General features: G+C 66.7%; 7 protein-coding genes. 2 read left to right on the forward strand and 5 right to left on the reverse strand.

Annotated elements, in window-relative coordinates; translation table 11 throughout:
• The first annotated feature begins 29 nt into the window (after window positions 1-29).
• Entirely contained in the window at window positions 30-1,739 is a 1,710-nt protein-coding gene (locus tag HD557_RS29050) for an ATP-dependent nuclease (protein ID WP_196874929.1), read from the forward strand.
• Window positions 1,740-2,329: 590 nt separating this feature from the next.
• Here HD557_RS29050 and HD557_RS18485 read toward each other — a convergent pair.
• Entirely contained in the window at window positions 2,330-4,300 is a 1,971-nt protein-coding gene (locus HD557_RS18485; protein WP_008358531.1) for a TIGR03960 family B12-binding radical SAM protein, read from the reverse strand.
• 97 nt (window positions 4,301-4,397) lie between these two features.
• On the opposite strand from HD557_RS18485, the gene HD557_RS18490 reads away from it, so the two are divergent.
• The gene (locus HD557_RS18490) at window positions 4,398-5,081 is read left to right on the forward strand and encodes a class I SAM-dependent methyltransferase (RefSeq protein ID WP_231380359.1); all 684 of its coding nucleotides are present in this window, start codon (window positions 4,398-4,400) and stop codon (window positions 5,079-5,081) included.
• Window positions 5,082-5,162: 81 nt separating this feature from the next.
• On the opposite strand, the gene HD557_RS18495 is transcribed toward HD557_RS18490, so the two are convergent.
• The 4 genes from HD557_RS18495 to mrdA all read right to left on the reverse strand — a co-directional run bounded on the left by HD557_RS18495 (window position 5,163) and on the right by mrdA (window position 11,781).
• Window positions 5,163-6,380 carry a S8 family peptidase gene (locus HD557_RS18495; protein WP_196874930.1) on the reverse strand — a complete coding sequence of 406 codons (1,218 nt, stop codon included), beginning with the start codon at window positions 6,378-6,380 and terminating at the stop codon, window positions 5,163-5,165.
• Between the two features lie 274 nt (window positions 6,381-6,654).
• On the reverse strand, window positions 6,655-8,346 hold the full coding sequence (locus tag HD557_RS18500) for a S8 family peptidase (protein WP_307785658.1): 1,692 nt from the start codon (window positions 8,344-8,346) through the stop codon (window positions 6,655-6,657).
• A gap of 93 nt (window positions 8,347-8,439) precedes the next feature.
• The gene (gene rodA, locus HD557_RS18505; protein WP_008358535.1) at window positions 8,440-9,663 is read right to left on the reverse strand and encodes a rod shape-determining protein RodA; all 1,224 of its coding nucleotides are present in this window, start codon (window positions 9,661-9,663) and stop codon (window positions 8,440-8,442) included.
• Window positions 9,664-9,678: 15 nt separating this feature from the next.
• Complete coding sequence (mrdA, locus tag HD557_RS18510; RefSeq protein ID WP_008358537.1) at window positions 9,679-11,781, reverse strand: penicillin-binding protein 2; 2,103 nt, start codon at window positions 11,779-11,781, stop codon at window positions 9,679-9,681.

The following is an 11,781-nucleotide window of genomic DNA, read 5'->3' on the forward strand; positions in this document are numbered from 1 at the left end:
GCTGCGTCGCTGCAGTCGCTAGGAGACCCGTGCCCATCATAAACGAGATTCGAGTCCACAACTTCCGGTCGATCAGGTCCGTCACTCTGCGGCCTCTCAGCGACTATGAACCCGTGGTCGGCCTGAATAGCGCAGGAAAATCCAACTTACTTCGCGCCCTTAAGTTGTTTTTCACAGGCTCGGTGGACGAGAAGGGATCGGCCGTAAGTCTTAGCCGAGACTACTGCGACCAGGGGCCACAGAAGGGCCGCAAGATCTCGGTGGGCTTGGCGTTCGTACTCAAAGGCGATATGAAGTATCCGCGACAGGATGCTTTCCTCAAGAAGCACAGCATCGTCGACCTACTGGCTGTTCAGCAGTCGTGGTCCCTCGACTCACAGACTCGATCTATCACTAGGAACCTGTCCTTCGGGCCCGACTTGGACAATCTGAAACCCGCTACGGATCCGTGGGACATCGCCAACCTTGAAGCCTTCGTGCGTGCCATCGAATTTAGGTACGTACCCAACCATGCTCGTCCCTCCGAGCTAATCAATCAATATGTCGCTCCGCTGAGGAGCGCGTTGATCAGCCGCCTTCAGAAGACGAAGGAGTACAAATCCGGTGAGGTAAGCGAACTGCTTCTAGCGATGTCGCGCCTCGCGGACACACTGTTCAGCGACGTGTCTGACGCCGTCACCACAGGAATCCGCGGTCTGACACTTAAATCAGACCTCCCAACGGACTTCGCCGACCTCGCATTCGATCTCGCCGTTAGATCGGTCGACACCGCTGGACGCGCTCGCGACCCCGAACTTGAGGGGTCCGGAACGCAACAGTTCATGTTCCTTCATCTTCTTGACCTCGCAGACCGAACTGCGCGAGGTGCCGGTTTCGGCTGGCTTCAAGGGCATGTCTGGGCCGTCGAGGAACCCGAATCCTTCCTCCACTCGGGACTGCGGCAACGGTTCGCAGGAGACCTGCTCAACTACAGCACCGATCCGAGGCGCCAGATCTTCCTGACTACACATCAGGATGAGTTCGTCCGTGTCGGAGAGAGTGCGATTCTCGCAAAGTCCTCGCCGACCGGCGGGACTACCCTTGAACGGGTCCCTGCGAAAAAGGCTCTGACCGAGAGCACCAGACTAGCCATCACCTCGTACCGCCACCCATTACTGCAGTATCCCGACCAGCCCCTTGTCCTTGTTGAGGGCAAGTTCGACGCAGACTATCTGCGGGCTGCGCTGGCTTCCAGCAACACCCGTCCGCGCTGGAGACTGGCCGACCCGGATGATCTGACCGGCGACGAAACCGGAGGGGACGCCTTCAAGTCCTACCTGCGATACAACACTGCCGCCATCTCATCGCGCCCAGAGGCAGCACCAATCCTCGTGGTTCGTGATTGGGAGACGAAAGACGTTGATCAATACAAGAGGCACCTGAAAGGCCATGCCTATTCGACCGCGGTCGTCATGCCCGAGAACCTTTGCAACTCCGACCTAGGCAAGTCGTGGGCAGGGATAGAGCGCTACCTACCGACGACCTACATCGAAGCTATGGTCCCTCCTGAAGATCTTCTCCGACGAGGGGACGGAGTAATTGAGGCCGACAAAGCCAAGCTAAGCGGGCACAAGCAGGCTCTCGCTAAGTCCTTTGAGATTTCAGAGCATCCGGCACCCCAACTGCTTGCACTTGCCAGTTGGATTGACGATCAGGTAAACGACGTACTGACAAGAATTCCCACTTCAGCATTCTTGTGAGAGGCAGCAATCCATGGCACCGTAGGACCTTACTCGCCACGCTCAGGCAGATCTGAGCCAGCGCTGAGATCGAATCCTGCCGGAACTGATCGCTGCAGACCTCGCATACCTTCCATTGGTTAGCGGGCCTCCGAGACTCTAGGAGGTTTCGGGAGGCACTTTGATTCCCGCGATTGCTTGAGTGCCTCTATCGCTTCGATCGATACGAGGCACGAGGACGGGCGTCCCAAGTGGTCAAAACTGCGTCAGCGCTGTTCGCGGCGTTGTAGGCCGCAACCACCTCGTGCGCGACACATCTTCGATCCGCCCGTCGTAACCGTTCGCCCTCGCCCAGCGGCGAACCTCGCCATGTCACCTGACCTTCGTAATCGGAAGGCGAGATACGTCGGACGACCGCCCCTGCCAGGCTGGTGTCGCCCCTAGCCAGTCAGTACTCAGCCAATGAACGCTCTCGCCTTGCGATTTCAAACGCAGAGCGGACGTATTCAAGTCGGCCTGTCGGCAGCGAGACCAGATTTAGAACTCTCACTTGCCTGATCACTACCTCGGAGGCAGTTGAATTTGAACGTTCTCAGCGGGTCAGAAGGCAATCAGACGACGGACAGCGGCAGCAGCTTCTGACCCGTGGGGCCGATCTGGATCTCGGTGTTCATCTCCGGGCAGACGCCGCAGTCGTAGCACGGGGTCCAGCGGCAGTCCTCGACCTCGATGTCCTCACCGTCGGCGGCGGCGAGGGCGTCCTCCCAGTCGGCCCAGAGCCAGTCCTTGTCGAGGCCGGAGTCGAGGTGGTCCCAGGGGAGGATCTCGTCGTACTCACGCTCGCGGGTGGTGTACCAGTCGAGGTCGACGCCGGTGCCGGCGAGGCCGGTCTCGGCGGCGGCGACCCAGCGGTCGTAGGAGAAGTGCTCCGACCAGCCGTCGAAGCGACCGCCGTCGCGCCAGACCTGCTCGATGATCGCACCCACGCGGCGGTCGCCGCGGGACAGCAGACCCTCGACGATGCCGGGCTTGCCGTCGTGGTAGCGGAAACCGATCGCGCGGCCGAACTTCTTGTCGGAGCGGACCACGTCGCGCAGCTTCTGCAGGCGCTCGTCGGTGGTCTCGTGGTCGAGCTGGGAGGCCCACTGGAAGGGGGTGTGGGGCTTGGGTACGAAGCCACCGATCGACACGGTGCAGCGGATGTCGTTGCGGCCGGAGACCTCGCGGCCCTTGGCGATCACCTTCTTCGCCAGCTCGGCGATCTGCAGGACGTCCTCGTCGGTCTCGGTGGGCAGGCCGCACATGAAGTAGAGCTTCACCTGGCGCCAGCCGTGGCTGTAGGCGGCACCGACGGTGCGGATCAGGTCCTCCTCGGTGACCATCTTGTTGATGACCTTCCGCATCCGCTCGGAGCCGCCCTCTGGGGCGAAGGTGAGGCCGGAGCGACGGCCGTTGCGGGAGAACTCGTTGGCCAGGGTGATGTTGAAGGCGTCGACGCGGGTCGAGGGCAGCGAGAGCGACACGTTGGTGCCCTCGTAGCGGTCGGCGAGGCCGGTCGCGACGTCACCGATCTCGGTGTGGTCGGCAGAGGACAGGGACAACAGCCCGACCTCCTCGAAGCCGGACTTCCGGATGCCGTTCTCGACCATGTCGCCGATCGTGGTGATCGAACGCTCGCGCACCGGGCGGGTGATCATCCCGGCCTGGCAGAAGCGGCAGCCGCGGGTGCACCCACGGAAGATCTCCACGGAGAACCGCTCGTGGACGGTCTCGGCCAGGGGCACCAGCGGATTGCGCGGGTAGGGCCACGCGTCGAGGTCCATCAGGGTGTGCTTGCGGACCCGCCACGGGATGTCGGGGCGGTTGGGCACCACGGCCTCGATCTGGCCGTCGGCGGCGTAGTTCACGTCGTAGAACTTCGGGACATAGACCGCCCCGGACACGGCCAGGCGCCGCAGCAGCTCGTCGCGGCCGCCGGGACGACCGTCCTGCTTCCACTCGCGCACGACCTCGGAGATCTTGAGCACGACCTCCTCGCCGTCACCGAGCACGGCGGCGTCGAGGAAGTCGGCGATCGGCTCGGGGTTGAACGCGGCGTGGCCGCCGGCGAGCACGATCGGGTCGTCGTCACCACGGTCGACCGCGTGCAACGGGATCTGGGCCAGCGAGAGTGCGTTGAGCATGTTGGTGTAGCCGAGCTCGGTCGAGAAGCTGAGCCCGAAGACGTCGAACGCCTTCACCGGACGGTGCGCGTCGACGGTGAACTGCGGGATCGGACCCTGCTCGTCGCCCTCACGCATGATCTTCTCGAGGTCGGGCCAGACCGCGTAGGTGCGCTCCGCCGCGATCCAGTCGCGCTCGTTGAGCACCTCGTAGAGGATCTGGACGCCCTGGTTGGGCAGACCGACCTCGTAGGCGTCGGGGTACATCAGCGCCCACCGCACCTCGACGTCGTTCCACTCCTTGACGGTCGAGTTGAGCTCCCCACCGACGTACTGGATCGGCTTGGACACCAGCGCCAGGCGCGGCTCCAGCCGAGGGAAGACGGACTCAGGAACGAGGTCGCTCTGGGCGACGGTCACGATGGGCACCTCAAAGCTCGGGAACGATCAACCCCAAGCGTACGCCGCACCGCGACCGCCCGGCCAAACCTCGCGTCGTGGGGGCAGAATGCCGGGCATGGCATTGCGTACGTGGGCGGGAGAGTTTGCCGGCGGGACCGTGGTGAAGGCCATGGCCGAGCTCAACGCCCGGCACCCGTGGAGCCACAACGACCACTTCCACAGCTGGATACTCGCGAACCTGCCGGAACGGCGCCGAGCGGCGCTGGACGTCGGCTGCGGGCGGGGTGATCTCGTGGCCGCGCTGTCGCCGAGATTCACCACGGTGCACGGAAACGACCGCGACGAGGAGATGCGGCAGCACGCCGCCGCACGCTGCGCGGGCCTTCCCAACGTGACGATCGACGGCGGCTCCTGGATCGACGCCACCGGGCCGTTCGACCTGGTCACGATGGTCGCCGTCCTGCATCATCTCGACGTCGCCGACGCGCTCGTACAGGTGCGCCGCCTGCTCCAGCCGGGCGGACGGTTCCTCGCGGTCGGGCTCGCGCCTCCCCGGAGCGCGGCGGACCACCTGTGGGATCTCGCCTCCGCCGCGACCAACCCGGTGATCGGCTTCGTCAAGCATCCGTGGCCGGCGGCCGAGGCGCCCTCCGCTCCGTTCCCCGTCAAGGATCCGACCATGCCTCTCGACGAGCTGCGGGAGGTCGTCCTGGAGACGATGCCGGGGGCCACCATCCGGCGTCGCCTCGGCTTCCGGCACACGATCGCCTGGACCAAGCCGGCCGTCGAACAGAGATAGCCGTTGGGGCCGCCCCTCCCGGACGGCCCCAACGACGTCGGCGCAGAGCTTCAGCTCAGACCTTCAGCACAGAGCTTCAGCTCAGAACACCGTGGTGAGCAGCAGGTTCGGCGAACCGGTGCCCGGGTTGGTGACCACGTCGGGGATGGCGGCACCGGTCAGACCCGTGGCGACGTCGGCCGGGGTGGCCGAGGGGTTCGCCTCGAGGAAGAGCGCGGCGGCACCGGCGACGTGAGGAGTCGCCATCGACGTACCGGAGATGGTGTTGGTCGAGCCGTCGTTCCAGGCCGAGGTGATGTCGACGCCCGGAGCGAACAGGTCGAGGCACTCACCGGTGTTGGAGAAGTCCGCGGCGGCGTCGGCGTTGTCGGTGGCACCGACGGTGATCGCCTCCGGAACGGCGGCCGGCGAGGAACCGCAGGCGTCGGAGCTCTCGTTGCCGGCGGCGACGGCGTAGGTCACGCCGTCGGCGATCGAGGCCTGGACGGCCGCGTCGAGAGCGGCGTCGTTGCCACCGCCGAGCGACATGTTGGCGACGGCCGGGCCGTCGGTGTGGTTCTCGGTGACCCACTCGATGCCGGCGACGACACCCTCGGTGGTGCCGGAGCCCTGGTCGTCGAGGACGCGGACCGGAACGATCGTGGCCTCCTTGGCGACACCGTAGGTGGTGCCCGCGACGGTGCCGGCGACGTGGGTGCCGTGGCCGTTGCCGTCGCTCGGGTCGGTGTCGCCGTCGACGGCGTCGAAGCCCTCACCGATCCGGCCGCTGAACTCCGAGTGGTCGGTCGCGACGCCGGTGTCGATGATGTAGGCGGTCACGCCGGCACCGGTCTGCTCGTAGTGGTAGTTCTTGTCGAGCGGCAGCGCGGCCTGGTCGATGCGGTCGAGGCCCCAGGTCGGGTCCGCCTGGTCGCCCTGGGTGGTGTAGCGGTGGTTGGCCTGCACGTAGGCGACGTCCGGGTTGTCCCGGACCTCGGCGAGCGCGTCCTTGTCGAGCGAGGCGGAGAAGCCGTTGAACGCGGTGTTGTAGACCTCTCGTACGTCGCCACCGGCGTCGCGAGCGTCGCTGCGGACCGACTTGGCCTCGGACTTCGCGAGGTCGCTGCCGCCCTGCTTCTTCATCACGACGATGTACTGACCCTCGATCGCGGTCGAGGCGTCCGCGCCGCGCAGCGGCGCCGGACCGTCCGCGGCACCGGCCGGCACGGTGAAGGCGATCGCCGAGGCTGCTGCTCCGACAGCTACGGCGGAGATGACTGCCGGTGCCTTGTAGGCCCGGTTCTTCATGGTTCGGTTCACGAACTGACTCCCGTCATCGTACGGCCCTGTAGGACCGAGACGAACGCCCTGCGCCCTCCCTGTGGCCGCAGCCCGAAGCGTTCGGCCAACCACGTAATCACGTTACGTAGAACGCGTAACGACCCAACTCTTCGCATTGCAGCAACGTGCAGACAGCGAAGGTGAACACCTATAAACAGTCCATAAACAAGGCGGGAAAGGGGCCCCTTCAACAGCACACCGGGCCGCCCGCGTTACGCGAGCGGCCCGGCGGAGCCGATGACGGTCGGTCAGATCAGGCGATGGAGGTGTCGTCGATCAGGAAGCTGGTCCCGAGCGAGGAGTCCTCGGTGCCGGTGAACGTCAGCGTGACGGTGCTGCCGGCGTAGGCGCCCAGGGAGAACGACTTCAACGAGTACGAGGAGCTCGCGTTCAGGTTGGAGTACGTCGCCAGGGTCGTCGAGCCGATCTTGACGGTCAGCTTGTCGTAGGCCGTCGAGGTGGTCGTCTCGTTGGTGATCACCCGCAGGTAGAACGACAGCGTCTTGCCGGTCGTGGGCAGGGTCACCGACTGCGAGAGCGTGTCGGTGTGGGTCGAGCCGTAGCCGTTCAGCCACGCCTTGTAGGAGCCGGTACGCGCCGGGGCGGAGCTCGAGTTGTCGATCACGCCCGAGGAGGAGCTCCAGCCGGTGGCACCCGACTCGAAGCCCGGGTTGACCAGCAGGTTGCCCGCCGGCGGCGTGGTCGGCGGGTCCGTCGGGTCGGTGCCACCGCTCCACAGGGAGTAGAGGAGGCGGTTGGGCGAGCCGGAGCCCGGCGAGGTGACCACGCCGGTGGTGGCGTTGGAGACGATCGCCGAGGAGACCGAGGAGGGGGAGGCCGTCGGGTTCGCCTGCAGGTAGAGCGCGGCCACACCGGCGACGTGCGGGGTCGCCATCGACGTACCGGAGATCGTGTTGGTCGCGGTGTTGGAGGTGTGCCACGCCGAGGTGATCGAGGAGCCGGGGGCGAACAGGTCGAGGCACGAGCCGATGTTCGAGAAGCTCGACCGGGCGTCGGTGTTGGTGGTCGAGCCGACGGTCAGAGCACCCGAGACACGGGCGGGCGAGCCGTTGCACGCGTCGGCACCGGAGTCGTTGCCCGCCGCCACGGCGTAGGTGACGCCGTCGGCGATCGAGTTCGAGACCGCGGAGTCGAGGGTCGAGGAGACCCCACCACCGAGCGACATGTTGGCGACCGCGGGACCGGAGGTGTGGTTGGAGGTCACCCAGTTCACACCGGCGATCACCCCGGCGGTCGTGCCGGAGCCGGAGGCGTCGAGCACGCGGACGGGCACGAGCGTGACGTTCTTGGCCACGCCGTACGTCGATCCGCCGACGGTGCCGGCCACGTGGGTGCCGTGACCGTTCTCGTCCTCGGTGCTGGACCCGATCGCGGTGTAGCCGGAGGTCACCCGGCCACCGAAGTCGGTGTGCGCGGAGCGGATGCCGGTGTCGATGATGTAGGCCTTCACCCCCGAGCCGGTGTAGTCGTAGTGGTAGTTCGAGTTCAGCGGCAGGTTGCGCTGGTCGATCCGGTTCAGGCCCCAGGTGGGGTTGGCCTGGTCGCCGGTGGCCTTCACGACCTGGTTCGCCTCGATGTAGGCGACATCGGGGTCGTTGCGGAGAGCCTCGAGCGCGTCGGCGTCGAGCGTGGCGGAGAATCCGGTGATCGCCTTGTCGTAGGCGTACTTCACCGAGCCGCCCTTCTCCTTGGCGAGTGCGCGGGCGTCGGCGGCGTTGGCCTTGGCCTCCGAGCCGCTGCCCTTCATCACGACGATGTAGGAGTTGTCGATGGCCGTCGACTTCTGGGCACCGATCAGCGGTGCCGGGTTGTCGGCTGCGCCGGCGGGACCGGACATGGCCAGGATGGTGCCGGCGGCGCCGACGGCGGTCACGGTCGCTGCCGCGAGTGCGCCGAGGCGCTGCATTTTGTGGGGTCGGTTCACGATTACTGCTCCCGTCGTCAAGCAGCCTCGGGATGAGGGCTGCAAGGGGTCACAGATGCCCTGTGGGGCAACCGGGACGGAACGTAATCGAGTTTACTGACGATGAAACGCGACATCTTTTCGCACTGCAGCAACCTGCAGGCGGTCGCGCGAGCGGAGGTCCTGAAGTGGTCCGGACCGGTCCAGACCGGTGCGCCGCGAGCGGCCCGAGATGCCGAGCAGCAGACCCACCGCCAGCAGGGCGGCGATCATCGAGGAGCCGCCGTAGGAGATCAACGGCAGCGGCACGCCGGTGACCGGCATGATGCCCAGGCACATGCCGATGTTCTGGAAGCTCTGGATGCCCAGCCAGCACACGATCCCGGCGGCGGCCACCCGTCCGAAGAGGTCGTCGGTGCGGGCCGCGATCCGCAGCCCGCGCCACAGCACGACCCCGATCAGCCCGATCACCAGCAGCGAGCCGACGAGCCCGAGCTCCTCCCCCACGACCGTGAAGATGAAGTCGGTGTGCTGCTCGGGGACGAAGCCCGCGCGGGCCTGCGAGCCCTGGAACAGACCCTGGCCGAAGATGCCGCCGTCACCGATCGCGATCCGCGCCTGCTGCACGTTGTAGCCGGCGCCACGCGGGTCCAGCGACGGGTCGGTGAACGCCATGAACCGGTTGATCTGGTACTGCTTCAGCACCCCGGTCGCGACCACGGTCGTGGCACCTGCCACGCCGGTCAGCGCCAGCAGGGCGAGCCATCGTCGTGGTGTGCCCGCGGCGGCCAGCACGCAGAAGACCGTCACCCCGAGCACCAGCGTGGTGCCGAGGTCGGGCTGCAGCAGGACCAGCACGATCGGCACCGCCGCGACGAGGATCATCGCGACCACGTCGCCCAGGGAGACGCGTGCCCGCCAGCGGCCCTCGCTGCGCTCGGCGAGCACCAGCGCCATCGCGATGACCACGGCCAGCTTGGCCAGCTCGGAGGGCTGGACCTGCACCGGCCCGAGGTTCACCCAGGACTTCGAACCGTTGATCGTCGAGCCCATCACCAGCACGAGCACCAGCCCGATCACCGCGGCCACGTAGACCACCGGCGTCAGCAGCCGGACCCAGCGGTGGTTGGTGGCGACCACGCCCACCATCAGCACCAGCCCCGCAGCCACGTTGATCGCCTGTTTGCGCAGGTAGGCGGTGGTGTCCCCGCCGGTGATCGCGTCGCGGTGGATGGTCGCGGACCAGACCAGCAGCACCGACAGCGACACCAGGACCAGCACCGCGCCGAGGAGGACCAGGTCGATGCGGCGTACGAAGGCCATCACGTCGTTCTTCATGACTCAGTCCTCCGTTCAGCCCTTGGGCGCGACGATCGAGCCGTCGGCGCCGAACGCCGGCAGGTTCCTCGGCGGGTCGATGCCCTTGATCGCGGCCTTGTCGGGCCGGACCTCGGCACCACCCTCCTCGATCCCGTAGAGCGACTCCCACAGCTTGCGTACGGAATCACCCACCGCGCCGGAGCCGGTGCCACCTTGGGAGATCGTCATGATGACGACGTACTTCTTGTTGTACGTCGCCACCCAGCCGGTCGTCTGCTTGCCGGTGACCTCGGCCGTTCCGGTCTTGCCGCGCACCTTCACCTCGTCGAGCGGGAACCCGCCGAACTTCCAGGCCAGGGTGCCGGTGCGCGGGGTGCCGAGGAGGGCCTCGTTGACGTAGTCGATGCTCTTGGCCGACATCTTGACCTTGCCCGCGACCTTGGGGTCGATCTTCTCGACCACGGTGCCGTCGCCGCTGACGACCGCCTTGCCGATCCTGGGCTCGAACAGGGTGCCGCCGTTGGCCAGCGCCGCGTAGGCGCGGGCGAGCTGGATCGGGGTGACCATCGTGTCGCCCTGGCCGATGGAGAAGTTCACCGCGTCGCCGGTCCGGTAGTAGTTGCCCTCGATGCAGAACTCGTGGGCGAACAGCTGCAGGAACGCGGTCGGTGCGTTCTTCTTCTCGTCCATCCGGCAGTAGTAGCCCTTCATGGCCTCGTAGTACTCGGCCTTCCACTTCCGGTCGGCGATCCGGCCCGAGGACTCCCCGGGCAGGTCGATGCCGGTGCGCTTGCCGAAGCCGAAGGCCTTGGCGGTGTCGACCAGCGGGTCCTTGGCGTTGACGTCGGCCGGGTTGGAGCCGTACTTCTGCCAGTAGTTGACCGCGATCCGGTAGAAGAACGTGTCGCAGGAGAGCTCGAGCGCCTGGGCGAAGTCGATGAACCCGTAGGAGGCCGACTCGTAGTTCTTGAACCAGCGGTTGCCCACCTGGAGACCGCTGGAGCAGTCGAGCCGGGTGTCGCGGCTGTAGCCGTTGTTGAGCGCGCCCACCGTCATGAACGGCTTCCACGTCGAACCGGGTGCGAACTGCCCCTGCGTCGCCCGCGGCAGCAGCGGGTAGCCCGCCTTCTCGGAGTAGAGCCGGTCGAGCTGCTTCTGGGTGATGCCGCCGACCCACTCCTCCGGGTCGTACGTCGGCTGGCTGGCCATCGCGACCAGCCGGCCGGTCTGTGCCTCCATGACCACGACCGAGCCGGAGTCGGCCTCGTAGTTGCGGCCGGTGATCTTGTCGAAGGTGCCGCGGGCGGTCTGGATCGACTCGGCCAGCAGCTTCTCGGCGCGGCCCTGCACCTTGGCGTCGATGCTGGTCACCAGCGTGTCGCCGGGCTGGGAGGCGACCGAGTCACCACGGCCGATCTCACGACCGAGCGAGTCGACGGTGACCGTGTCGTAGCCGGGCATCCCGCGCAGCCACTGGTCGTACTCCTTCTCGACCCCGGACCGACCCACCATCGAGGTGTTGTTGAGCGACTCGTCGCCGCGCTCACGGGCGTCGTCGTTCTCGTCCTCGGTGATCGGCGACAGATAGCCGAGCACACCGGCGGCGTTGATGCCGTAGGGGCTCGGGTAGGAGCGCAGCGTCTGCTTCTCGGCGACCACCCCCGGGAAGTCCTCGGGCTGCTCGAGGATGCGCAGCGCGGTCGACTCGGAGACGTCGGTCGCGATCGGCACCGGCTGGTAGCGGGTGCCGGACCAGCTGCCGATCGCCTCGTTCTGCTTCTTCGGGGACACGTCGACGGCCTTGGCGACGCGCTCCATCAGCGTCTTGCGGTCGTTCTCCGCGAGCCCGTCGAGCACGCTCTGGTCGAGGCTGACCACCCAGGCCGAGCGGTTGGTCACCATCGGGCGGCCCTGGGCGTCGACGATGATTCCGCGCACCGGCTGGCGCACGATCTCCCGCTTGGACTGCGAGGCCGCGGCCGCCTGGTAGGCGTCGCCGTGGCGCACCTGCAGGTAGAAGAGCCTGACCCCGAGCGTGGCCAGCAGCGAGAAGACGAGCGCTTGGATCACGATCAGCCGCAGGCGGCTCACCTGGGCGGTGGAGAGTCGCGCGCCCGAAGACCTGCCCAACGCCAT

Origin of the sequence: Nocardioides luteus (assembly GCF_015752315.1) — a bacterium.
In the GTDB taxonomy this organism is placed as follows: Bacteria; Actinomycetota; Actinomycetes; order Propionibacteriales; family Nocardioidaceae; genus Nocardioides.

Bases quoted from the DNA above. Each gene is read 5' to 3' on its own strand.
- HD557_RS18490 (WP_231380359.1), top strand. From the start codon at position 4,398: ATGGCATTGCGTACGTGGGCGGGAGAGTTTGCCGGCGGGACCGTGGTG.
- rodA (WP_008358535.1), bottom strand. From the start codon at position 9,663: ATGAAGAACGACGTGATGGCCTTCGTACGCCGCATCGACCTGGTCCTC.
- mrdA (WP_008358537.1), bottom strand. From the start codon at position 11,781: ATGGCGTTGGGCAGGTCTTCGGGCGCGCGACTCTCCACCGCCCAGGTG.